The following is a 22594-nucleotide window of genomic DNA, read 5'->3' as shown; positions in this document are numbered from 1 at the left end:
CTCCCGTCCGGTAAAAGAGCGGCCGAACCGCCGGCCGCTTCGCTTCCGGACTTTTTCTTGACGAAACCGCCCACACGGACAACAACGCCCGCATGCTGAATCAGACCAAACCGGATCCCATTCGGTCGCCGCTGCTGGACAAGGCGCAGGCACAAGGCATCCGCCACGGCTATTTCACCCGCGCCGGCGGCGTCTCGACCGGCATCTACCAGGGCCTCAACATCGGCACCGGGTCGGATGACGACAAGGCGCTGGTGGCCGAAAACCGCGCTCGTGTTGCCGCCTGGATGGGCGTAGCGACGAGCCATCTGCTGACCGCCTGGCAGATCCATTCCCCCGACGTCGTTGTCGTGAGGGAACCCTTTGCCGGCGAACGGCCCAAGGCCGATGCCATCGTCACCGACCGCCCGGGCATCGCCATCGGTGCCTCGACCGCCGACTGCGGCCCGGTGCTGTTTGCCGATGCCGGGGCGCGCGTCATCGGCGCGGCACATGCCGGCTGGAAAGGCGCCTTTACCGGCGTGCTCGAAAACACCATCGCCGCCATGGAAAGCCTGGGCGCCCGGCGCGAAAACATCGTCGCCGTGCTCGGCCCCTCGATCGGCCCCGACAATTACGAGGTCGGGCCGGAATTCGTCGCCCGCTTCGTCGGGGCCGACGCCGAAAACATCGGCTATTTCGCGCCCTCCGCCACATCAGGCCATGCGATGTTCGACCTCAACCGCTACACGGTCGACCGGCTTGCCAGGGCCGGCGTGACCGCGGAGGGCCTCGGCCGCTGCACCTATGCCGAGGAAGACCTTTTCTACTCCTACCGGCGCACCACGCACCGCAAGGAGCCCGATTACGGCCGGCAGGTTTCGGCCATCGTTTTGGAGAATGAATAATGGCGCTGCATTTTGAACGATCGGAATTTGACGCGCGGCGCGACCGGCTGATGATCGAGATGGCCGAGAAGAAGCTCGACGCCATCCTGCTGTTCGCGCAGGAAAGCATGTACTGGCTGACGGGCTACGATACGTTCGGCTTCTGCTTCTTCCAGTGCCTGGTGGTGAAGGCCGACGGCTCGATGGTGCTTTTGACCCGCTCGGCCGACCTGCGCCAGGCGCGTCACACCTCGATCATCGACAACATCGTGCTGTGGACCGACCGCAACGGCGCCAACCCGGCGGTCGACCTGCGCAATTTGCTCAACGATCTCAACTTGCTCGGCGCCCGCATCGGCGTCGAATACGACACCCACGGCCTGACCGCCTATAATGGCCGCCGGCTGGACGAGCAGTTGCAGACCTTCGGCCAGATCGCCGACGCGTCCGGCATCGTCGGCCGGCTGCGCCTGTTCAAGAGCCCTGCCGAGATCGCCAAGGCCGAGAAGGCCGCCAACCTCTCCGACGATGCGCTGGACGCGGCACTGCCGCTGATCAAGCAGGGCGGCGACGAGGCGCTGATCCTCGCCGCCATGCAGGGCGCGGTCTTTGCCGGCGGCGGCGACTATCCGGCCAACGAGTTCATCATTGGCTCCGGCGTCGATGCGCTGCTCTGCCGCTACAAGGCCGGCCGCCGCAAGCTCACCAAGAACGACCAGCTGACGCTCGAATGGGCCGGTGTCTTCCACCACTACCATGCGCCGATGATGCGCACGGTGCTGACCGGCAAAGTGTCGAAGCGCCATCAGGAGCTGTTCGACGCCGCGCGTGCCGCCCTTCTCGCGGTGGAAAAGGCGATGACGCCCGGCAATACGTTCGGCGACGTCTTCGACGCCCATGCCCGCACCATGGAGGCGCACGGCCTGACCAAGCACCGGCTGAACGCCTGCGGCTATTCCGTCGGCGCCCGTTTCACGCCGTCCTGGATGGACATGCCGATGTTCTACCAGGGCAACCCCGAGCCGATCGCGCCGCACATGACGCTGTTCGCCCACATGATCATCATGGATTCCGAGACCGAGACGGCAATGACGCTTGGCCGCACCTACCTGACCACCGAATCCCAGCCGAAGCCGCTTTCCCGCCATGATCTCGACTTGATCGTACAGTGAATCCATAATGGGAGGCGTTCTTCGCCAAGGAGTTAGAAGGCAAATGAGACGATCGCATGTGACGACCGTGTCATTGCTTGTGGCATTGGCTGTTGCCTCCTGCACCAACGCAAAGGACGTTCTCGAACCCTCCGCCATCACCCCGCCGGCGACTTCGGGGCCGGCAGCGCCGGGCAGCACGGCGACCACCGTTCCTGCAACGTCACCCGCCGCGCCTGCCACCACCACGGCCGGAGCCACAACCGCCACCACGCCGCTCAACTCGGCCCAAAGCGCTGCCATCCTGTCGAAGACGCGGCTGCAGATCGCACCGATTGTCGGCGCTTCGGTGGAAGCCGCCACTCCGCTGACTGCGGAACTGCAGACGCGCGCCAAGCAGCGTGGAATTACGCTTGCCGGCAGCGCCGACCAGACCGCGACCCATGTGCTGAAGGGCTATTTCTCGGCGATTTCGGAGGGCAAGGACACCACTGTCATCTATGTCTGGGACGTCTACGATCCCTCGGGCAACCGCCTGCACCGCATCAACGGCCAGATGAAGGCGCCTTCCGTGAATTCCGGCGCCGGCGCGGGCGCCGACAGCTGGAAGGCGGTCTCGCCCGCCACCATGCAGGCGATCGCCGACCAGACCATCGACCAGTTCGCTGCATTCCTTGGCGGCAAGGCTGGCTAGGGCATCGGACCCAAAAGTGGAAACGGTTTTGGGGAAAATCCGATGCGCGAACGAGGTAAGGGAGCAGCGAACGTCCGCTGCTCACTGTTGCCAGTTGGTGATGCCGAACAGCTTTCTTGAGTTTAGCCGGCGGATTCCCGATCTCGGCGCTTGCAATACCAGCGCGGGCCGCTAAAAGCCCGGTTAAAAGGTACGGGAGAGTCTGTCAGGCCTTCCCATCCCCCCACCAGGAACGGTGCATGAAACTCTTCGCGGGCAATTCCAACAGGGTGCTGGCCGAAGCGGTCGCCCGCTATCTCAACATCCCGCTGGGCAAGGCCAGTGTCAGGCGCTTCGCCGACCAGGAAATCTTCGTCGAAATCCAGGAAAACGTGCGCGGCGAGGATGTTTTCATCCTGCAGTCGACCTCGTTCCCGACCAACGATCACCTGATGGAACTGCTCATCATGATCGACGCCTTCATGCGCTCCTCGGCCAAACGCATCACGGCGGTGATTCCCTATTTCGGCTACGCCAGACAGGACCGCCGGGCGTCGGGCCGCACGCCGATCTCGGCCAAGCTGGTCGCCAACATGATCACCCGCGCCGGCGTCGACCGTGTTCTGACGCTCGACCTGCATGCCGGCCAGATCCAGGGCTTCTTCGACATCCCGACCGACAATCTGTTCTCGGTGCCGGTAATGGCCCGCGACGTGAAGGCGAAATACAAGCAGCTCGGCAATGTCGTGGTGGTGTCGCCCGATATCGGCGGCGTGGTGCGGGCGCGGGCGCTGGCCAAGCGCTTCGACGCGCAGCTCGCCATCGTCGACAAGCGCCGCGAGCGTCCAGGCGAATCGGAAGTGATGAACATCATCGGCGCGGTCGCCGGCAAGGATTGCCTGCTGATCGACGATATCGTCGATTCCGGCGGCACGCTGTGCAACGCCGCCGATGCGCTCTTGGCCAATGGCGCCACCAGCGTCACCGCCTATATCACCCATGGCGTGCTGTCGGGCGGCGCGGTCGCCCGCATCAGCGGCTCGAAGCTGCAGGAACTGGTGATCACCGATTCCATCCAGCCGACGCAAGGCGTGCTCGACGCCCCCAACATCCGCGTCATCTCGATCGCCGACCTGATGGGCGAAGCGATTTCGCGCACGGCAACCGAGGAATCGGTGTCGAGCCTGTTCGATTAGAGCGATTCCAGGAAAAGTGTGACGCGGCTTTCCCTTGGGAATTGCGTCACGGCGCCGGGGCCTCGAGCCGAGGCGTGGCCCGACGAACGCCTTCGACCGTCTCGCGCGTGCCGCGCATATAACCGCGCGGCGAGGAGCCCAGCATGCGCTTGAACATGGTGATGAAGGCCGGCACGCTGTCATAGCCAAGATCGAGCGCCACCCTGGTGATCGGCTCGCCATCGGCGAGCCGCGGCAGCGCCGCGAACAGGCAGGCCTGCTGGCGCCATGTCGACAGCGACAGGCCGGTCTGGCGCTGGAAGGCGCGCGTGAAGGAGCGCCGGCTCATGCCCGCGGCATCGGCCCATTCGTCGATCGTCGCATGCGGCGAAGGTGCCGCGACGAAGCGCCGGCACAGTATCGCCAGCCTCGGATCGGACGGGAATGGCAGGCCGAGTGGCCGTTCCGGCAAGGTCGGGATCTCATGCAGCAACAGCTTCATGATCAACCCGCCGCGCCCTTCCAACTCGCCACCTTGCGGCAGTTTCTCCGATTCCACGATCAGGCTGTGCATCAACTCGGTGACGCCGACGACGCGCAAGCCTTCCGGCAGCCCCGGGATCGCGCCCGGCATGACATAGACCGAGCGCATCGAGACATCGCCCAGCATCTCGACGGAATGTTCGGTGCCGGCCGGAATCCACATCGCATGGTCCGGCGGCACCATCCAGCGCCCGTGCCGCGTCGTCACCAGCACGACGCCGACCAGCGCGTGCAGCAACTGGCTGCGGCTGTGGCGGTGTTGCGGCACATGGTAACCGTCGGGATATTCGGTCGGCAAAGCCACCGCCGGCCCTGCCACCTCCTCCAGCCATTGCCAGCGGCTCTGGTGCAATTGGCCGAGATCGGCATTGCCGGCGCGGAAGATTTCCCTGCCATGTGGCATCGGCTATGGCCCACTTGCGAAACTATTGGACCAAACCACGAAAGAAGTCGCGCGGCAAGCGGCTTATAAGGCAACCGTCCCTAAGGCGGCCGCAGGAGCGTCCGCCAGCTTGCCCTGCGGGCGTGCCCGCCAAAAAGACCACGGAGCCTGCCTTGACCGATACGACAGCCGCCAGCGTCGCGCCACCAGCGAGCGCCAGTCACACTTCCGCCCAGGCGACGGCCTTCACCGTCATCCTGGCGGTGAGCTTCTGCCATTGCATCAACGACATCATGCAGTCGCTGCTATCGGCCATCTATCCCTTGCTGAAACAGAATTACGGCCTCGATTTCTGGCAGATCGGTCTGCTGACCTTCACCTTCCAGGTGACGGCGTCCTTGCTACAGCCGGTGATCGGCATGGTCACCGACAAGCGGCCGATGCCCTATTCGCTGCCTTATGGCATGGCCTCTTCGCTGATCGGCCTGGTCGTGCTGGCCTATGCCGGCCACTACTATCTGCTGCTGATCGGCGCCTCGCTGATCGGCATCGGCTCGGCGATCTTCCATCCCGAATCCTCGCGCATTGCGCGCTTTGCCTCCGGCGGCCGGTTTGGCCTGGCGCAATCGCTGTTCCAGGTCGGCGGCAATTTCGGCCAGTCCATGGGGCCGCTGCTGGCCGCCTTCATCGTCGTGCCCTTCGGCCAAACCAGCATCGCCTGGTTCGCCGTCGGCTCGCTGATCGGCATCGTCGTTCTGTGGCAGGTCGGCGGCTGGTACAGCCGGCTGCGCGCCGCGCAAGCCACCCGCAAGGCGGCACGCTTCGTCTCGCCCTTCCCGCGCCGCAAGGTGATGAACGCATTGATCGTGCTGACCCTGCTGGTGCTGAGCAAGAACGCCTACATCGCCAGCCTCGCCAGCTACTACACCTTCTACTCCATCCATAAGTTCGGCGTGTCGGTGCAGATGAGCCAGGTGATGCTGTTCCTGTTCCTCGGCGCCTCGGCGCTGGGCATCCTGCTCGGCGGTCCGTTCGGCGACCGTTACGGACAGAAGGCGATGATCTGGTTCTCGATCGTCGGCGTCCTGCCCTTCACGCTGGCGCTGCCTTACGCCAATCTGGAATGGACGATGGTACTGACCGTGCTGATCGGGCTGATCCTGTCCTCGGCCTTCTCCAACATCGTCGTCTTCGCGCAGGAACTGGTGCCGGGCCGCGTCGGCATGATCGCCGGCATCTTCTTCGGCTTCGCCTTCGGCATGGGCGGCATCGCGGCCGCCGTGCTCGGCGTCGTCGCCGACATGAAGGGCATCGATTTCGTCTTCCAGGTCTGCTCGTATCTGCCGCTGCTTGGCCTGCTCACCGTGTTCCTGCCCAACATGAAGGAAGCGAGGAAGGCGCAGGCCGCGGCCTAAACCCGGCGGATCGGAATTCACATGAAAAGGCACCCGCCCGGATGGGCGGGTGCCTTGCCTATCCTGCGGAAGGCCTATGCCTTGAAGAAGGCCAAAAGGTCGGCGTTGATGACATCCGCATGGGTTGTCGCCATACCGTGCGGGAAACCCTTGTAGACCTTGAGCTCGCCCTTCTTGAGCAGCTTGATCGACAACAACGCCGAGTCGGCGATCGGAACGATCTGGTCGTCGTCGCCATGCATGACCAGCACCGGCACGTCGATTGCCTTCAAATCCTCGGTGAAGTCGGTTTCCGAGAAAGCCTTGATGCAATCATAATGCGCCTTGGTGCCGCCCATCATGCCCTGGCGCCACCAATTGTCGATGACCCCTTGCGAGACTTCGGCGCCCGGACGGTTGAATCCGTAGAAAGGCCCGGCCGGAACGTCACGGAAGAACTGGGCGCGATTGGCTGCCTGGGCAGCGCGGAAGCCATCGAACACCTCGATCGGCAGGCCGCCGGGATTGGCAGCCGTCTTGAGCATGATCGGCGGCACAGCGCCAATCAGCACCGCCTTGGCGACGCGGCCGCCCGAGCCGTACTTGGCGACATAGCGCGCCACCTCGCCGCCGCCGGTCGAATGGCCGACATGGATGGCATTCTTGAGGTCGAGATGCGCCGCGAGTTCAGCCACATCGGCCGCATAGGTGTCCATCTCGTTACCGATATCCGTCTGGGTCGAGCGGCCATGGCCGCGCCGGTCATGGGCAATGACGCGGTAGCCCTGTGCCAGGAAGAACAGCATCTGGGCATCCCAGTCGTCGCTGCTCAGCGGCCAGCCATGATGGAAGACGATGGGCTGACCGGTTCCCCAGTCCTTGTAGAAAATCTGCGTGCCGTCCTTGGTGGTGATCGTGCCGCTGCCGGAACCGGATTTCGTCTGCGAAGCCATCTCAATCTCCTTTGATTGTTGTCGCGGTAAACAATATCGCGATATGGATATTGCTAGCGCAGCCCTGAACCCTTGTCTACAAAAAATATGTATCGCGATATCATTTTTCGTGGTACCGAATTTCCTACGTCGGCAAAAGGAACGCGTCGTGCCTCTCCCGTTGGACAACCAGCTCTGTTTCACGCTCTACGCCACCTCAATGGCGATCAATCGCACCTATAAGCCGATGCTTGACGAGATGGGGATCACCTATCCGCAATATCTCGTGCTCAACGCGCTTGCCGAGGCCGACGGCATGTCGGTCGGCTCGATCGCCCACCGGCTCGCTTTGGAATCGAGCACCATCACACCACTGGTCAAGCGCATGGAACAGGCCGGCCTTGTGACCCGCCAGCGCAGCCATACCGACGAGCGCCAAGTGCAGGTCGACCTGACAGTCGCCGGGCGCGCGTTGCTTGTCCAGTGCAATTGCCTGAACGAGACCTTGATCGAACGCTCCGGCATGACGCTGGCGCAACTTGATGCGCTGAACCGACAAATCCAGGCGCTGCGGGATGCGCTGGGTGGCGACCGCTAGCCATTTCGATCCAGCCGTAACTAGCTTTTCTCCCGAAACCCCCAGACGCCTGGAAAGCGCTCTGAGAAGGCGCCTGGAGCCATCGACCGGCCGCGACAGACGCCAGCCCGGCCGAAGGCCTGCGATCACGAAGCGGTGACGGCTGTAACGCACGCTCGGTAGCTTGCGAAGACTGGACATAGGCGTCGGGTAAAGCACTTGCGGCGCGTCCCGGCCGAAATCCCGGCGCGATCTGCCAACCTCTCAAGGATTCCACGATCATGTTGAATAGGCGTTCTTTTTCCACCGCGCTCGTCGCCGGGGTGGCGACGAGCATGCTGGCCGGCTCCGCCAAGGCGCAAGCCCAGACGAGCCCCAAGCTTCGCCCCGAGGTTCGCCCCAGGGTTCGCAACGTCGTCCTCGTCCATGGCGCTTATGCCGATGGCTCGTGCTGGTCGGAGGTGGTTGGCCTGTTGCAGCAGGCCGGCTTCAATGCAACCGTCGTCCAGCACCCGCTGACCACGCTGGAGGCGGGCGTCGAGGCAACGCGCCGTGCGATCGCTCTCCAGGATGGACCGACGATACTTGTCGGACACTCCTTTGCCGGCATGATCGTCAGCGAGGCAGGGGCGGATCCAAAAGTGTCCTCGCTCGTCTATGTCGCGGCGCGCGCGCCCGATGCCGGCGAAGACTACACGGCGCTCGCCAAGACCTTCGCGCCGCCGCCCGCCTCGGCGGGCCTTGTCTGGTCCGCGGGCTATGGCAAGCTCGGCGAGGAGGCTTTCCTGCGGGATTTCGCCGGTGGTATTCCTCGCGAGAAGGCGCGCATCCTCTATGCCGTCCAGGGGCCGATCTCGGATCAGCTTTTCTCCGGAAAGACAACCCAGGCGGCCTGGCGCTCAAAGCCGAGCTGGTATGCCGTCTCGACCGAGGACCGCACCATCAACCCGGATCTCGAGCGCTTCATGGCCAAACGCATGAACGCCAAGACCATCGAGGTGAAGGCAAGTCATTTGTCGCTGATCTCTCACCCGCGTGAGATCACCCAGCTCATCTCGGAAGCCGCTGGGCAGCTCAGCTAGCGAGGTTGGTCCCGGGGCGGTATGAAGTTCAATCGCTTCGGCGACCGGCCCGTTTGAAATGTTGCAATCCCAAGCCGACCGGCTAGCCGGGAATGCTGAACCGCACGAGGTGCCCGCAGGCGCCTCCAGCCTCCGGCTTGCACCTCCGGCCGCCTTCCGCTATAGAGCCGCCACCCGCGTAGACACCCTTGGAGGCAACGCGGCGGAAGGCTGCCTTCCCTTGTGATCCCGAACAAAGCTCCGTCTCAAAGCGGGTGCCCTCATTCGGACCTCCAGGTCTGGCGGCTTTCGACGTTTACGGCTTGGGCACATTGCCTGCCGCAAACGCTCCATAACACGCGAAAGGAAAAGCCATGAGCCACGATACTTACGAGCTCAAGGCCGAAGCGCGCGAACAGGTCGGTAAGGGGTCCGCCCGTGCAGTTCGCCGCAACGGTAAAGTGCCTGCAGTAATCTATGGTGACAAGCAGCCTCCCCTGGCAATCGCTCTCACCTACAAGGACATCTACTACAAGATCCATGGCGGCGGGTTCCTGACCACGATCGCCACGATCGATGTCGACGGCAAGAAGATCCAGGTCCTGCCGAAGGACTTCCAGCTCGACCCGGTCAAGGATTTCCCTGTCCATGTCGACTTCCTGCGCATCGGCAAGGACACCGAAGTCAATGTCGACGTGCCTGTCCACTTCATCAATGAGGACAAGTCGCCCGGCATCAAGCGCGGCGGCGTGCTCAACATCGTGCGTCACGAAGTCGAGTTCCACTGCCCGGCCAATGCGATCCCGGAATTCATCACCATCGATCTCACCGGCACCAACATCGGCGATTCGATCCACATCTCGGCGGTCAAGCTGCCGGCCGGCGTCAAGCCGGTCATCTCCGATCGCGACTTCACCATCGCGACCATTGCCGGTTCGTCGGCGATGAAGCCGGAGGCTGAAGAGACGGTCGAAGCGGCTGCACCTGAAGCGGCTCCTGCCGCCGAAGAGAAGTAACTCTTTCCCGCCCGGAGCAGACGATGCTTGTCTTTGCAGGCCTCGGCAATCCGGGCGCGAAATACGCTGGCAACCGGCACAATGTCGGTTTCATGGCGGCGGACGCTATCGCCCGCCGCCATTCCTTTTCGCCCTGGTCGAAGAAATTCCAGGGCCTGATTTCAGAAGGCACGCTCGGCGGCGAGAAGATCGTCCTGATCAAGCCACAGACCTTCATGAACCTGTCCGGCCAATCGGTCGGCGAAGCGCTGCGCTTCTACAAGCTCGAACTTTCCGCGCTCACCGTCTTCTATGACGAGATCGATCTTGCCGAAGGCAAGCTGCGCATCAAGACCGGCGGCGGCGCCGGCGGCCATAACGGCATCCGCTCGATCGACGGCCATGTCGGCAACGCCTATCGCCGCGTGCGCATCGGCGTCGGCCATCCCGGCGTCAAGGAAATGGTCCAGCACCATGTGCTCGGCGATTTCGCCAAGGCCGACCGCGAATGGCTCGATCCCTTGCTCGATGCGATCGCCGACAATGCCGCCATGATCGTCAAGGGCGACGAATCCGGCTTCATGAACAAGGCAGCCCTTGCCGTCGAGGGCAAGGCCGCACCCGAGCCGGAAAAGCCGGCGCAGAAGCAAGCCCCAAAACAGCAGAGCCACATCCGCCAGGCGCGCCCGCAGCAGGCGCCCGCCAAACTGCCTGAGACCGGCCCGATGGCGGCGATGCTGAAAAAACTGTTCGGTAAAGACTGAAGCGACCGGCGCCGCCTCACCATACGGGCAGCGCCGACCGTGCAGAACTACATTGCGCCGACGGCCATGCCCTTGGTCGTCTCATCGATGGCATCCTTCACCAGCGCGATCGCCTTGACGCGATGACCGCCCTTGTCCGGCAAGGCCGCCTGAAGCTGGTTGAGCGCGGCCTGGAGATCATTCAGCGCCTTGTTCATGTGCGGTTGGGCTGCTTCGGCGCTGGTTGCAAGAACCGTTGCGCTGGTGGCAACGGCCGCCCCAGCCATGCCGAGCATGGCGATATTGCGCAGACTGTCACGACGGGAAAGCTTGAATTCGGTCATTTCAGAACTCCCTCTCTGTGGAACTGTCGTCACGCGACATCGCTAAATTAGCCCGCGCCAGCATCACGCCGTATTTACGAACGCGTGATCGGTGCCCGGCGCCGGCCCGCCTTGCCGGCAGGCGACGTCCCACGCTAGCACTGGCGCGTACTGGCAAGATCGGTAGCAGCGAGACCGGCATGGCGGATGATGTTTCGAATCTGACCGGGGAGGCCAGGCAACTGGGGCTGGCCGGCGATTTCGGGACGGCTCATCAGCTGATCGACCGGGCCACGCTTCTTGCCGGCAACGATCCCGCTCGGCGTGCGACATGCGCGATCGAGCGTGGCCGGCTGTACAATTCGGCAGGACAGCGGGATCTCGCGCGGCCGCTGTTTGAGGAGGCATGGCGGCTGGCACGAGAGGCACGCGCGCATATTCTGGCGGCCGATGCCGCCCACATGCTCGCCATCGTCGGAACACCCGACGACGCCGTCGAATGGACCGCGATAGGCCTTGCCTATGTCGGCGAACATCCGCAGGCAGAGCCATGGCGCGGCCCCCTGCTCACCAATCTCGGCTGGTCCTATTTCGACGCCGGCCGGTTCGAGGATGCATTGCCTGTCTTCGAGCAGGCGGTGGGGGTGCGGCAGTCGCGCGGCCAGGCCCGGGAGCTGCGCATCGCCCGTTACGCGCTCGTCAGGACGCTGCGCGCGCTCGGCCGCCTCGAAGAGGCCCGACGGCTTGCCGAAGAGGTGGCCAGGGCGGCGGAAGTCGACGGCGATCAGGCGCCATACATTCACGAGGAGCTGGCCGAGTGCCACGCCGGACTGGGCGACATGAACCGCGCGCGCTCGAGCGCTCGGCGCGCCCTCGCCGTTCTCGGGGACGATCCCGCCTTTGTCAGCCAGGAGGCCCGCCGGCTCGCCAGACTGCGAGACCTGGCAGGCTGAACGCCGGCCATAGGTTCGCCTCGGCCAGGCCGCCCATTCCCGCTGGGGGCTTGACGTTGATCACCCCTATCGCCCATAGCCCTCATCAAATTTCGCTTTTCCCGATAGGACTGGACACAATGGGTTTCAAATGCGGCATCGTTGGCTTGCCCAACGTCGGCAAGTCGACGCTCTTCAACGCGTTGACCAGGACGGCGGCGGCGCAGGCCGCCAACTATCCGTTCTGCACCATCGAACCGAACACCGGCGAGGTGGCGGTGCCCGATCCGCGCCTGCAGAAGATCGCCTCGATCGCCAAGTCGAAGGAGATCATCCCGACCCGCATCTCCTTCGTCGACATTGCCGGCCTGGTGCGCGGCGCCTCCAAGGGCGAAGGCCTGGGCAACCAGTTCCTCGCCAACATCCGCGAGGTCGACGCCATCGTGCATGTGCTGCGCTGCTTCGAGGATGACGACATCACCCATGTCGAGGGTCGCATCGACCCCGTCGCCGACGCCGAGACGGTCGAGACCGAGCTGATGCTCGCCGACCTCGACAGCCTGGAACGCCGCATCGTGCAGATCCGCAAGCGCGCCGGCAGCAAGGACAAGGAAGCAACGACCGTGCTGCCGATGATGGAGGCAGCACTCGAGCTACTACAGGCCGGCAAGCCAACCCGCATCCTGCTCAAGGGCATCTCGGCCGAGGATTTGCGCATCCTGCAGGGGCTGAACCTTCTGACCTCGCACCCGGTGCTCTATGTCTGCAACGTCGCCGAGGCCGATGCCGCCACCGGCAACGAGCACACCAGGGCCGTGGAAAAGATGGCCAGCGCGCAAGGCGCCGGCACCGTGGTGATCTCGGCCGCGATCGAGGCTGAGGTCGCCCAGCTCTCGGACGAAGAAGAGATGGAATTCCTGTCCTCGCTCGGGCTCGACGAGCCCGGCCTGAACAAGGTCATCCGCGCCGGCTACGATCTCTTGCACCTCATCACCTATTTCACCGCCGGCCCGAAGGAAACGCGCGCCTGGACCATCCACAAGGGTGACAAGGCCCCGCAGGCCGCGGGCGTCATCCACACCGATTTCGAACGCGGCTTCATCCGCGCCCAGACCATCGCCTATAACGACTACATCACGCTGGGCGGCGAAGTGGCGGCCAAGGAAGCCGGCAAGGCGCGCGACGAAGGCAAGGAATATGTCGTCCAGGACGGCGACGTCCTGCTGTTCAAGTTCAACACCTAGTGGCAGCAGTAGATTCAAGCTGAGTGTTTGAATTCACTGTGTGCCCATACCCAAATTCCATCATGCGAACAAATTCCTATTCCATTTCTTAATGGCGCATTTACCCTGTTCGGGCACTGTCTTGTCGCGAGGGAAGCTACATGGCCGACACATCTATCGAATGGACAGACGCGACCTGGAATCCAGTCGCCGGCTGCACAATTCTCACGGCCGGATGTACTAATTGCTACGCCATGCGAATGGCGGCGCGGCTGGAAGCTATGGGCGTCGAGAAGTACGCCGGCCTTACCCGAAAAACTGGTGGCCGCGCAAAATGGACCGGAAAGTTAAACCTGGACCGTGCCTCACTGCTTATTCCGGCCACATGGTCCAAGCCTCGCCGTGTCTTCGTCAATTCAATGTCCGATTTGTTCCATACCGACGTGCCATCGGAATTTATCCGCAACGTGTGGAATATCATGGAGGAGACGCAGCGTCACACGTATCAAATTCTGACGAAGCGTCCTGATCGAATGGCTGATATTTTGTCAAAGGAAGGCTTCAAGGTGCTTCCTAACGTTTGGCTAGGAACAAGCGTTGAGGATGGTCGAGTGCTTCATCGTATTGATGAGCTTCGGTCCGTGCCGGCAGCAATCCGATTCGTTTCCTACGAGCCGTTGATTGGCTCGGTTGCAGGTGGCAGGCTGGAAGGCATTCATTGGGCGATAGTTGGCGGTGAAAGTGGCCCCAATGCGCGACCAATGGACCCTAAGTGGATCGACGAGATTTTCGATCAGTGCACGGACTCCGACGCTACCTTCTTCTTCAAGCAGTGGGGCGGCAAGAATAAGAAAGCGGCGGGTCGGACCTATCGTGAGCGCACGTGGGACGCCATGCCGGAACTTAGGATGTGATCTCCGAAACGTTTGGCCAAACGAACTGCTGCATCCGACGGGTTGGCTATAGCAAAGAACAGCGAAAAACGCTGCGGCTTCTGAACGGGCGGCAGAGGAAACGGATCTAACACCAGCGGGAAAATCTCCTTCAGCCGGTTTTTCACATATGCCTCCAAGCCGGCTACGTCAGCGTTCCGCTGACGGATTTCGGGCTTCTCTAAGCCTTCCAAAAGATCATCGGGCGCTCGCACGGCGCTGTACAATTCGTCTTCCCAATCAGATGTCCCAAGCATTCTCGTCAGGGCACGACGTTTGATCTCATCAACAGCACTAATATTTCGCGCCGCCTGGCGATAGAGCCCCGAAAGGGGGAAAAGGTACCAGACGTCGATAGCCTTTGTATGAGCGATTGCCTTGAGAGTATCCCATTCGACTTCCATACCATAGGGATCTAAGAACATTACCGCTCGCGTCTGCCTCCATCCGTCCCACTTTATCTCATTTTGGATCAATCGGTTAGCATCACCATTTAACACGGTAATATTGCGCCCCTTGTAGACATCGCGCAACGCCTCCAGTGCTTCACAATGCTCATGGCTCTGATCCATGAACACAAACCGGTCGAATCCAGGTGTGATATCGAGAGCGATACGGGCTGAACCCCGGCGTGTTTCCGTTCTAGCAGGCGCGGGCGCATCGAAAAGATCACCGTCCCGAGCCTCGACTCTCACGGTTCGCGACCCTGTGCCCGCAAAAGCGTCAATATACCAGAGTTGGGAAAACTTCCCTCGAAGTGCGGCAGTGTAAGCCTTCAGATATTTCTCAACCAACTCCAGTTTTATTTCTGTATGCTGGCCACCAAATTCGTGATCTGTACCTGTCATCATTTCGTCCCCCCAGAAGCCCAGCAAATAAAACGCCGAAAATAGCAGACTGTCTAGAGATCGCTTAGCGAGAAGGCGCGCCGGCGACCGAGGAGCTTGTCGTCACCCATGGCGATGCCTGCCTGCCGAATGTCATGGCGGCCCAGGGCCGTTTCAGCGGTTTCATCGATTGCGGCCGGCTGGGCGTCGCCGATCGACACCAGGATCTGGCGCTCGCCTGCTGGAGCATCCGCTATAACATCGGCGAGACCTGGATAGAGCCTTTTCTCGAACGCTACGGGCCACCGGAAGCAGAGCCGGCGAAGCTTTCCTGGTATCGGCTGCTCGACGAGTTTTTCTGAGCGGCCGATGCCGGCCCACCCGACCCGGGCTTGTCTTGATTTTGTCATGCCACAGGTCTAAGCGGCTGGCACACGGTCGCGCACACGACGAAGAGCCGTGCAATCCGACACGACGCGCAATCCGAACGCACCTTCGCAGGGGAGATCTGGCGATGATCAAGGCATTTGTCGTGGACAATGATCGCCTGCGCGTCGTCGACGACCTGCTGGCGGATGGCGACAGGGTCGTCTGGGCCGATCTGGTCAGTCCAACCAAGGAAGAAGAAGCCACCATCGAAAGCTGGCTTGGCGTCGCCATACCGACCCGCGAGGAGATGGAGGAGATCGAGATTTCGAGCCGCCTCTACATCGAGGATGGCGCCTACTTCATGACCGCCACTCTGCCCGCCCAGACCGAGGTCGACGACCCCCTGATGTCGCCGGTCACCTTCGCGCTTGCCGGCAACAGGCTGATCACCATTCGCTATCATGAACCCAAGGCCTTCAAGACCTTCCCGCTGCGCGCCGAGAAGGTGGCGACCGGCTGCACCAGCGGCGACACCATCCTCATTGGCCTGCTGGAGGCGATCGTCGACCGTCTCGCCGACATCCTCGAGCGCGCCGGCCGCGACATCGAGGGGATTTCGCGCGACATTTTCGAGGCGCGCTCGACCAAGGTGTCGAAGCGCAACCGCGACTTCCAGGAACTGCTGAAAGCCATCGGCCGCAAGGAGGACATCGCCTCTTCCGTGCGCGACAGCCTGATCTCGCTGCAGCGCCTGGCCGGCTTCCTCGCCCATGTCGCCACCCAGACCAAGATGAGCAAGGATGTCCGCGCCCGCATCAAGACCTTGTCGCGCGACGTGCTGTCGCTCGCCGACCACGCCACCTTCCTGTCGCAGAAGATCTCCTTCCTGCTCGACGCCACGCTCGGCATGATCTCGATCGAGCAGAACGCCATCATCAAGATCTTCTCGGTCGCCGCCGTCATCTTCCTGCCGCCGACGCTGGTCGCCTCGATCTACGGCATGAATTTCGACATCATTCCCGAGCTGAAATGGCAGCTCGGCTATCCCTTCGCCATCGGCCTGATGATCCTGTCGGCGATCCTGCCCTTCTGGTATTTCCGCCGCCGCGGCTGGCTCTGACCACCGCCCCCGGTACCGGCGGCCTCAGGCTGGCTCACCAGAAAGGACTTGACCAAAACGCTGCCGGCCTGCATCCGGGTTGCCCAATCTCTGGGGATTTAACCGGATTGCCGACATGACCGCAAAGACATGGGCCTATGAGGATTTCGTCGAGGGGGCCTCGTTCGACCTCGGCGCCAAACAGGTAAGCGCGGCCGAGATCGTCGAATTCGCCGGCGAATTCGACGCCCAGCCGATGCATCTCGACGAGGAAGCCGGCAAGGCCAGCATCCTCGGCGGCCTCTCGGCCTCGGGCTGGCACACCTGCGCCATGTTCATGCGCATGCTGTGCGACGCTTTCCTTTTGGACTCCACCTGCCAGGGCGCGCCCGGCGTCGATCAGGTCAGGTGGAAGAAACCGGTTCTGGCCGGCGATACGCTCAGGGGCAACCTGGTTGTCCTCGCCAAGCGCCTCTCGAAATCGAAGCCGCAACTTGGCTTCGTCACCATGCGCAGCGAGCTGGTCAACCAACGTGGCGAAAGCGTCTTCGAGCTCGAGAATTCCGTCATGTTCCTGACGCGTGATGCCGCGGGGAATGCGGCATGACCCTGGATGAATTCTTCCGCATCGGCACCACGATGACGCTGGGCTCGCACACATTCGAAGCCGAGGCGATCAAGGCGTTCGCGCGCAAATACGACCCGCAGATCTTCCATATCGACGAGGAGGCCGCAAAGAAGAGTGTGCTCGGTGGGCTCTGCGCCTCCGGCTGGCACACCGCCGCCACCTGGATGAAGCTCAACCTCGAAAACCGCTTGGATGCCGAGGGCGCCAGCTGGAACGGCCCCGGTCCGGTCCCGGAATTCGGCCCCTCGCCCGGTTTCAAGAACCTGAAGTGGCTGAAGCCGGTCTTCGCCGGCGAGACCGTCACCTTCAGCCGCACCGCGCTGTCCCACCGCGCCATCGCCTCGCGCCCCGGCTGGCGAATGCTGTCGCTACGCGCCGAAGCTTTCGATTCGACCGGCGACAAGGTGCTGGAGTTCGAAAGCGCCGTGCTGGTGAAGGTGGAGTAGCAAACCTCTTCCTTCTCCCCGTTCCACGGGGAGAAGGTGCCCGAAGGGCGGATGAGGGGCGGCGCCAGCGGTGGTGTCTTAAACTCGACGGTCGTACTTACCCCTCACCCTGCTGCGCTCGCGTTGCTCGCTCCGCTGTCCCTCTCCCCGTAAACGGGGCGAGGGAAAAGCTGCCTCAATGCCCCTCAAACCCGATCAGCGTCCTGACCGGCACGCCAAGCGCCTCAAGCTTGGCCCGCCCGCCGAGATCCGGCAGGTCGATGACGAAGCAGGCGGCCAAAATATCGGCGCCGATCTGGCGCAGCAGCTTGACCGCCGCTTCCGCCGTGCCGCCGGTGGCGATCAGGTCGTCGACGAGGATCACCTTCTCACCAGGGGCAACGCCGTCCTTGTGCATCTCCATTTCGTCCAGCCCGTATTCCAGGCTGTAGGCGACGCGCACCGTCTCATAGGGCAGCTTGCCCTTCTTGCGGATCGGCACGAAGCCGGCCGACAGCTGGTGGGCGACGGCGCCGCCGAGGATGAAGCCCCGCGCCTCGATGCCGGCGATCTTGTCGACCTTCTGCCCGGCATAGGGATGCACCAGCTCGTCGATGGCACGGCGGAAAGCGCGCGCATTGCCGAGCAGCGTGGTGATGTCGCGAAACAGGATGCCGGGCTTGGGATAGTCCGGAATGGTGCGGATCGCGGCCAGCAGCGTGTCTTCGAGCGAGGATTTCATAAGGCGGCTCCGGATGATCCAGCTGGCAAGTGCGAACGGCGCAGGGACCAAACCCGACGCGACCGACAACGGCTAGCGCGATGTGACGCCCGAGACAAGCGCATCCGGCAAAGGATTGGCCTCGTTCGCTTTGTCCCACGCCTGCGCGACGATCTTCCACTGCCCTTCGCTCTTCACCAGCAACAGCATTTCCATGGACCGGCTGGTCTCGGCACTGTTCTCGATCATCTCGGCCGCGACAGCCGCGATCGCAATGTTGCCGAAGACGCGAATATCGGCCCGAGCACGGTCTCCTGGAGCGATCGCAGCGACGTGCGTGACAGGCCGCGCATCCGCTCGACGAAATCGACAACACCGATGCGTCTTGCCGGGCGGGCCGCCGGATAGAGGCTGGCGCCATCCAGGAAATCGGCGGCGAAATCATCCCACCCTGGGGCGATACTCTCATCCCAGCTAAGGCTGGCAAACTGCCGGTCGATGACGGCCCGTATCACATCCTCGTCCGTACCCATTCCGTTCGCCATGATCCGCTCCTTCCGTTCGGCTCCCTGCACCGGAGATTGGCATGCGGCACTTGTCCGATCGAATTGCAGCCCATCAGCTTCATAACCCGCACGATCTCGATCCGCATCTGTTGAGCGCCGCGCTATGCCAAAGGACGGGTTGCCGAACGCTCGCATAGGGGTAAAAAGGGGCGCCTGAAGCGCCCCTTCCGGTCGAGCCATGGTCGCTACATGACCCATCTTATGCGAAAAATACTGACCGTCATCATGGCAACCTCGCTCCTGAGCTGGGCGCCGGCAGCCGTCTCAGCTGCCGAGCGGGCCAGTTGGACAATCGTGCTACGTCCGGCAGATTTCGTGGTCGGCGACGCGCTTGGACAATTGCATACGCGTCGACAATGGATGACTGGATTCGACGAACGGTCCGGCGCGTTCGAGATTGCTCTGCGCAGGAAGGCAATCGCGATTTCGGCGCCGCGCTGTCGGATGGACTATCTGATTTTGACGATCCCCGTTTATTACCCTGAAAATCCGAAGCAGGCATCCGTCCGCGAGCGTCGCGCAGTCTATGATGCTCTCGTCGCACTGCAGACGAAGGGCAAAGGCAGCGCAACTGTTGGCGTTGAGGCGCCTGAGCCTCTCGCTCGCCAGGGAAAACGAGGTATCGAGCTCCTTGCCTGCAACCTGTACTTTGCCTTTCCAATATCGGTGCAGGTGCCGACGCAATGAGCTGTTGCCGGCTTCAGTCTCCTGGAGCCCGCGGCGGCGAGAACGAAGACAAACCGACGTCCCAGCTGGTGCGCGTAGAGCACCCAAAGCGCGTCGCATGAATCCGCTTCGACGCGACGCGCTTTAGAGCAATTCCAGGAAAAGTGTGAGCGGTTTTTGGAATGCGCCCTTCGGAGCGGACAGCTTGACTAAGCAGAATTGACTTGGAAGCCGGGCTTTCGAAAGATGGAAGCCATGACTGCACATCGCGCGCACAGCATCGAGTTCAAACGTCAGGTAGTGCAAGAGTTCCTCTCCGGCGAGACGCTTCATGGTCTGGCCAGGCGGCACGAACTAGCGCGTAACCTGATCCGTATCTGGGTCCAGAAATACGAGGCCGGCGCCTTCGACGAGGATGTAGCGGCGGCCGAGACGATGCAGACCTATGAGGCTCGGATCGCCGCGCTGGAGCGGCTGGTAGGCCGGCAAGCCTTGGAAATCGAGTTTCTAAAGGGGGCTCTGAAAAGCGCACCACGTCCCAGAAGCGGGCCTACATCCGTGATCACCGGCCCCGCGGTGTCTCCATCGCTGAAGGATGCCGGCTGATGGGGATCGCGCGATCAACCTACTACGATCAGCCCGAAACCGCCGTGGATGACACAGCGCTCGTCGAGACGATGGGTGAGATCTCCGACAGCTTCGAAGCCTACGGCTATCGCCGCATGCAGGCGGCGCTGCGGCAGAGCGGCATTGTCGTGAACCACAAGAAGATCAGACGATTGATGCGCGAGCATGATCTGCAGCCCAGGATCAGGCGACGCTTCATCGCCACCACGGACAGCAATCATGAATTGCCGATCTTCCCGAACCTGGCGAAGGACGTGACACTCGATGGCCCGAACCGGCTTTGGGTAAGCGACATAACCTACGTGGCGATTGCGGCAGGCTTCGTCTACGTCGCGGCATCTTGGATGCCTGGTCCCGCAAGGTCGTTGGTTACGCCATCGGCCGTTCGATCGACGCGCGCTTGACCGTTGCAGCATTGAAGGCGGCAATCGAACGGCGAAAGCCGCCGCCGGGCTGCGTCCATCACTCGGATCGAGGGGCGCAATATGCCGCGCTCCTCTATCGCAATCTTCTCGCCGAGCACGATCTTATTGGATCGATGGGTCGGCGCGGCAATCCTACGATAATGCCAAAGCGGAAAGCTTCATGAAGACGATGAAGGTCGAAGCCATCTATCCGATGGCCTATGAAACCTTCACCGACGTCGCTGAGGACCTTCCCCGCTTCATTGATGAGGTCTACAACACCCGCCGATTGCATTCAGCGCTCGGCTATCTCAGCCCGCAACAGTTCGAAGACCAACACGCCCGGACGATGGTCAAAACTGCCGCTTGATCCTGTCCGCTCCGAGGGGCGCACTCCATTTCCCGGGAAAAGCGCGTAGCGCTTTCCCTAGGAATTGCGTCAAAACAAAGAGTTAGAGCGGTTCACCGTTTCCATGAAACGGTGAACCGCTCTAGGACTTACATGCCGAGGCCGGAACGAAGCTCGGCCTTGGCCACTTCATATTCGGCCTTGAAGTCGTCCCGGTTGAGCAGGACAGCGGCAATGACGCTGCCGGAAATCTTGCCCATCTCGACGTCGGACGCATAGTGGATACCGCCAACCTCGCGGTTGTGAGCATATTCGGCCGCGCGCGCCATGATCTCGGCGCGCTTCTCCGGAACCATGTCGGCCAGGATAATGCCCATCATGGTGCCGACGGTGGCGTGACCGGACGGCCATGAGCCGGAGCTCGACAGCTTGACCGCCGGCTTGACGAGATCGCTGAGCTGGTGCGGACGCGGGCGCTTCCAGACATCCTTTGCCGGATCGACGACGGCGCCTTCGGTCTCGACCACGCGATCGAAAAAGGCGCTGAACTTCGGCAGCTTCTCCTTGGTGAAATTCGGCCCCATCACATTGGCGAAGCGCCAGACATTCTCCTCGGCATCGGCAACGGCGCTGGCCACCATCTCGGGCGTGCGCGTCACCTGCAGTGTCAGCACCTCGCCGAGTTCGGCCTTGGTCTGCGCCGAATCGTTGGCCGGCGGCGGCGGCAGGATCATCGTCAGGTCGATATCCTTGTTGGTGACGAAGGGTTTTGCGTCTTCGGCCTGGGCGGCCGAGCCGATGACCAGCAGCAGCAGACCAGCCGCCAGCGATGCGTATTTCTTCATGGGTGCGATCCTTTGTTCGGAATGACGCAGGATCGCTATGGGCGATGACGGCCATGTGACATCACCGCCTCCGGAAATACAAAAGGGCGCCTTGAGGCGCCCTTTTGTGATCGTATTGGCTTCAGAACGGCTCAAGGCCTCTAGAGATTCAGGTCAGGCCGAGTCGAAAACGATGGTTTCCGAGAACCGGAGCGGAGCGTACTTAAAGTACGTGAGCACCGGAAGCGCAGGAAGCCATTGTTTGCAGACCGGCCTCACCTGAATATCGGCAGGCCTTAGTGCGCCACGCCTTCCCACACCTTGCGCTTTACCAGGTAGACCAGCGCACCGAACACCAGGAGGAAAAACAGCACGTTGATGCCGGTATGCTTGCGGGCTTCCATATGCGGCTCGGCCGCCCACATCAGGAAGGCAGCGACGTCGCGGGAATACTGGTCGACCGTCTGCGGTGCGCCATCATCATAGGTCACCTGGCCGTCGGAGAGCGGCTTGGGCATCTTCAGCGACACGCCGGACATGAAGTACGGGTTGTAGTGCGTGCCTTCGGGGATGACCATGCCGGCCGGCGGCGTCTGGTCGTAGCCGGTCAGCAGCGAATGGATGTAGTCGGGGCCGCCGGCATCATACTGGGTGAAGATGTCGAAGACGAATTGCGGAAAGCCGCGCTCGACGCCGCGCGCCTTGGCCAGCAGCGACATGTCGGGCGGTGCCGCGCCGCCATTGGCGGCCGCGGCGGCCTCTACATTGGCGAACGGCGCCGGGAAATAATCCGACGGCTTGCCGGGACGGTCGAACATCTCGCCGGCATCGTTGGGGCCGTCATGGATGGTGTAGGTGGCCGCCAAAGACTTGATCTGCGCATCCGAATAGCCAAGGCCCGTTGGGCCTTCCAGCGTGCGGAACGCCACCAAATTCATCGAATGGCAGGCCGAGCAGACTTCCTTGTAGACCTTCAGGCCGCGCTGCAGCTGGCCCTTGTCATAGGTACCGATCGGACCCGTGAAGCTCCAGCTCATCTCCTTCGGCTCGTTGATCGGGAAATGCGTGGGTGCTGCCGCGTTGTGCGCCTCTTCGGCCGCGAAGGCGGCGGTGCCGGCGGCCACAAGGCCGATCAGCGCCAGCGAGGTGAGAATCTTTTTCATGCCAAATCCCCTTAGATTCTCTAC

The 22594-nt window shown here is 62.3% G+C and carries 29 protein-coding genes and 1 pseudogene; 21 read left to right on the top strand and 9 right to left on the bottom strand.

Annotated features, from left to right (window positions below; translation table 11 throughout):
• Window positions 1-92 precede the first annotated feature (92 nt).
• The 4 genes from pgeF (at window position 93) to AC0V8S_RS12555 (ending at window position 3886) form a co-directional block, all read left to right on the top strand.
• Window positions 93-887 (top strand): peptidoglycan editing factor PgeF, encoded by a 795-nt coding sequence (gene pgeF / locus AC0V8S_RS12570; protein WP_475437851.1) that lies wholly within the window; start codon window positions 93-95, stop codon window positions 885-887.
• Window positions 887-2038, top strand: a complete 1152-nt coding sequence (locus AC0V8S_RS12565; protein WP_056578952.1) for a M24 family metallopeptidase — start codon at window positions 887-889, stop codon at window positions 2036-2038. The genes pgeF and AC0V8S_RS12565 overlap by 1 nt, the downstream gene beginning before the upstream one ends.
• Window positions 2039-2081: 43 nt before the next feature.
• On the top strand, window positions 2082-2711 hold the full coding sequence (locus tag AC0V8S_RS12560; RefSeq protein WP_475437850.1) for a hypothetical protein: 630 nt from the start codon (window positions 2082-2084) through the stop codon (window positions 2709-2711).
• 239 nt (window positions 2712-2950) lie between these two features.
• Window positions 2951-3886 (top strand): ribose-phosphate pyrophosphokinase, encoded by a 936-nt coding sequence (locus tag AC0V8S_RS12555; protein WP_019860650.1) that lies wholly within the window; start codon window positions 2951-2953, stop codon window positions 3884-3886.
• 46 nt (window positions 3887-3932) lie between these two features.
• On the opposite strand, the gene AC0V8S_RS12550 is transcribed toward AC0V8S_RS12555, so the two are convergent.
• Window positions 3933-4811, bottom strand: a complete 879-nt coding sequence (locus tag AC0V8S_RS12550) for an AraC family transcriptional regulator (RefSeq protein WP_475437849.1) — start codon at window positions 4809-4811, stop codon at window positions 3933-3935.
• Window positions 4812-4963: 152 nt separating this feature from the next.
• On the opposite strand from AC0V8S_RS12550, the gene AC0V8S_RS12545 reads away from it, so the two are divergent.
• Window positions 4964-6205 carry an MFS transporter gene (locus tag AC0V8S_RS12545; RefSeq protein ID WP_475437848.1) on the top strand — a complete coding sequence of 414 codons (1242 nt, stop codon included), beginning with the start codon at window positions 4964-4966 and terminating at the stop codon, window positions 6203-6205.
• Window positions 6206-6279: 74 nt separating this feature from the next.
• Here AC0V8S_RS12545 and AC0V8S_RS12540 read toward each other — a convergent pair whose 3' ends face one another.
• Window positions 6280-7137, bottom strand: a complete 858-nt coding sequence (locus tag AC0V8S_RS12540; RefSeq protein ID WP_095201889.1) for an alpha/beta fold hydrolase — start codon at window positions 7135-7137, stop codon at window positions 6280-6282.
• Between the two features lie 148 nt (window positions 7138-7285).
• On the opposite strand from AC0V8S_RS12540, the gene AC0V8S_RS12535 reads away from it, so the two are divergent.
• The 4 genes from AC0V8S_RS12535 to pth all read left to right on the top strand — a co-directional run bounded on the left by AC0V8S_RS12535 (window position 7286) and on the right by pth (window position 10513).
• On the top strand, window positions 7286-7714 hold the full coding sequence (locus tag AC0V8S_RS12535; protein ID WP_183462451.1) for a MarR family winged helix-turn-helix transcriptional regulator: 429 nt from the start codon (window positions 7286-7288) through the stop codon (window positions 7712-7714).
• A 257-nt stretch (window positions 7715-7971) separates the two neighbouring features.
• The gene (locus tag AC0V8S_RS12530) at window positions 7972-8775 is read left to right on the top strand and encodes an alpha/beta fold hydrolase (RefSeq protein WP_475438611.1); all 804 of its coding nucleotides are present in this window, start codon (window positions 7972-7974) and stop codon (window positions 8773-8775) included.
• Window positions 8776-9128: 353 nt separating this feature from the next.
• Window positions 9129-9770: a 50S ribosomal protein L25/general stress protein Ctc gene (locus AC0V8S_RS12525; protein WP_096449327.1), complete on the top strand. Its 642-nt coding sequence runs from the start codon at window positions 9129-9131 to the stop codon at window positions 9768-9770.
• A 23-nt stretch (window positions 9771-9793) separates the two neighbouring features.
• Window positions 9794-10513, top strand: coding sequence for an aminoacyl-tRNA hydrolase (pth, locus tag AC0V8S_RS12520; protein WP_475437847.1), 720 nt, complete (start codon window positions 9794-9796; stop codon window positions 10511-10513).
• A 47-nt stretch (window positions 10514-10560) separates the two neighbouring features.
• On the opposite strand, the gene AC0V8S_RS12515 is transcribed toward pth, so the two are convergent.
• Window positions 10561-10836 carry a hypothetical protein gene (locus tag AC0V8S_RS12515; protein WP_095201897.1) on the bottom strand — a complete coding sequence of 92 codons (276 nt, stop codon included), beginning with the start codon at window positions 10834-10836 and terminating at the stop codon, window positions 10561-10563.
• Between the two features lie 179 nt (window positions 10837-11015).
• Between AC0V8S_RS12515 and AC0V8S_RS12510 the strand changes: the two genes are divergently transcribed.
• The 3 genes from AC0V8S_RS12510 (at window position 11016) to AC0V8S_RS12500 (ending at window position 13884) form a co-directional block, all read left to right on the top strand.
• Window positions 11016-11768: a tetratricopeptide repeat protein gene (locus AC0V8S_RS12510; RefSeq protein ID WP_475437846.1), complete on the top strand. Its 753-nt coding sequence runs from the start codon at window positions 11016-11018 to the stop codon at window positions 11766-11768.
• Window positions 11769-11887: 119 nt separating this feature from the next.
• Window positions 11888-12991 carry a redox-regulated ATPase YchF gene (gene ychF / locus AC0V8S_RS12505; protein WP_183462456.1) on the top strand — a complete coding sequence of 368 codons (1104 nt, stop codon included), beginning with the start codon at window positions 11888-11890 and terminating at the stop codon, window positions 12989-12991.
• Between the two features lie 140 nt (window positions 12992-13131).
• Complete coding sequence (locus AC0V8S_RS12500; protein ID WP_475437845.1) at window positions 13132-13884, top strand: DUF5131 family protein; 753 nt, start codon at window positions 13132-13134, stop codon at window positions 13882-13884.
• On the opposite strand, the gene AC0V8S_RS12495 is transcribed toward AC0V8S_RS12500, so the two are convergent.
• The gene (locus AC0V8S_RS12495; protein ID WP_475437844.1) at window positions 13839-14753 is read right to left on the bottom strand and encodes a three-Cys-motif partner protein TcmP; all 915 of its coding nucleotides are present in this window, start codon (window positions 14751-14753) and stop codon (window positions 13839-13841) included. The two genes, AC0V8S_RS12500 and AC0V8S_RS12495, sit on opposite strands and share 46 nt — an antisense overlap.
• Before the next feature lie 77 nt (window positions 14754-14830).
• Here AC0V8S_RS12495 and AC0V8S_RS12490 point away from each other — a divergent pair.
• The 4 genes and pseudogenes from AC0V8S_RS12490 to AC0V8S_RS12475 form a co-directional block, all read left to right on the top strand.
• A pseudogene (locus AC0V8S_RS12490) lies at window positions 14831-15091 on the top strand (phosphotransferase); the annotation flags it as partial.
• Between the two features lie 152 nt (window positions 15092-15243).
• Window positions 15244-16218 (top strand): magnesium/cobalt transporter CorA, encoded by a 975-nt coding sequence (gene corA / locus AC0V8S_RS12485; protein WP_475437843.1) that lies wholly within the window; start codon window positions 15244-15246, stop codon window positions 16216-16218.
• Window positions 16219-16333: 115 nt separating this feature from the next.
• Entirely contained in the window at window positions 16334-16804 is a 471-nt protein-coding gene (locus AC0V8S_RS12480; RefSeq protein WP_475437842.1) for a MaoC family dehydratase, read from the top strand.
• Window positions 16801-17271, top strand: coding sequence for a MaoC family dehydratase (locus AC0V8S_RS12475; protein WP_475437841.1), 471 nt, complete (start codon window positions 16801-16803; stop codon window positions 17269-17271). The genes AC0V8S_RS12480 and AC0V8S_RS12475 overlap by 4 nt, the downstream gene beginning before the upstream one ends.
• 175 nt (window positions 17272-17446) lie before the next feature.
• Here AC0V8S_RS12475 and AC0V8S_RS12470 read toward each other — a convergent pair whose 3' ends face one another.
• From AC0V8S_RS12470 to AC0V8S_RS12460, 3 genes are all read right to left on the bottom strand, one after another.
• Window positions 17447-17992, bottom strand: coding sequence for an adenine phosphoribosyltransferase (locus AC0V8S_RS12470; RefSeq protein WP_183462462.1), 546 nt, complete (start codon window positions 17990-17992; stop codon window positions 17447-17449).
• Between the two features lie 72 nt (window positions 17993-18064).
• Window positions 18065-18220: a hypothetical protein gene (locus AC0V8S_RS12465; protein WP_475437840.1), complete on the bottom strand. Its 156-nt coding sequence runs from the start codon at window positions 18218-18220 to the stop codon at window positions 18065-18067.
• Window positions 18217-18516 (bottom strand): hypothetical protein, encoded by a 300-nt coding sequence (locus AC0V8S_RS12460; RefSeq protein WP_475437839.1) that lies wholly within the window; start codon window positions 18514-18516, stop codon window positions 18217-18219. Before AC0V8S_RS12460 ends, AC0V8S_RS12465 begins: the two co-directional genes overlap by 4 nt.
• 210 nt (window positions 18517-18726) lie before the next feature.
• On the opposite strand from AC0V8S_RS12460, the gene AC0V8S_RS12455 reads away from it, so the two are divergent.
• The 5 genes from AC0V8S_RS12455 (at window position 18727) to AC0V8S_RS12435 (ending at window position 20604) form a co-directional block, all read left to right on the top strand.
• Entirely contained in the window at window positions 18727-19224 is a 498-nt protein-coding gene (locus AC0V8S_RS12455) for a hypothetical protein (RefSeq protein WP_475437838.1), read from the top strand.
• A 234-nt stretch (window positions 19225-19458) separates the two neighbouring features.
• Window positions 19459-19809, top strand: coding sequence for a transposase (locus AC0V8S_RS12450; protein WP_183460044.1), 351 nt, complete (start codon window positions 19459-19461; stop codon window positions 19807-19809).
• Entirely contained in the window at window positions 19809-20234 is a 426-nt protein-coding gene (locus tag AC0V8S_RS12445) for an IS3 family transposase (RefSeq protein ID WP_475437837.1), read from the top strand. The genes AC0V8S_RS12450 and AC0V8S_RS12445 overlap by 1 nt, the downstream gene beginning before the upstream one ends.
• Window positions 20171-20419, top strand: a complete 249-nt coding sequence (locus AC0V8S_RS12440) for a DDE-type integrase/transposase/recombinase (protein ID WP_475437836.1) — start codon at window positions 20171-20173, stop codon at window positions 20417-20419. The genes AC0V8S_RS12445 and AC0V8S_RS12440 overlap by 64 nt, the downstream gene beginning before the upstream one ends.
• Window positions 20416-20604, top strand: coding sequence for an integrase core domain-containing protein (locus AC0V8S_RS12435; protein ID WP_475437835.1), 189 nt, complete (start codon window positions 20416-20418; stop codon window positions 20602-20604). The genes AC0V8S_RS12440 and AC0V8S_RS12435 overlap by 4 nt, the downstream gene beginning before the upstream one ends.
• Window positions 20605-20732: 128 nt before the next feature.
• Here AC0V8S_RS12435 and AC0V8S_RS12430 read toward each other — a convergent pair whose 3' ends face one another.
• Window positions 20733-21428 carry an acid phosphatase gene (locus tag AC0V8S_RS12430; protein WP_475437834.1) on the bottom strand — a complete coding sequence of 232 codons (696 nt, stop codon included), beginning with the start codon at window positions 21426-21428 and terminating at the stop codon, window positions 20733-20735.
• Between the two features lie 275 nt (window positions 21429-21703).
• The gene (locus AC0V8S_RS12425) at window positions 21704-22570 is read right to left on the bottom strand and encodes a cytochrome c1 (RefSeq protein ID WP_183462471.1); all 867 of its coding nucleotides are present in this window, start codon (window positions 22568-22570) and stop codon (window positions 21704-21706) included.
• Window positions 22571-22594 lie beyond the last annotated feature (24 nt).

It is taken from the genome of Mesorhizobium oxytropidicola (assembly GCF_056174625.1).
The sequence above is the reverse complement of the archived record's forward strand: the minus strand, read 5'-3'. Positions and strand labels throughout refer to the sequence as shown.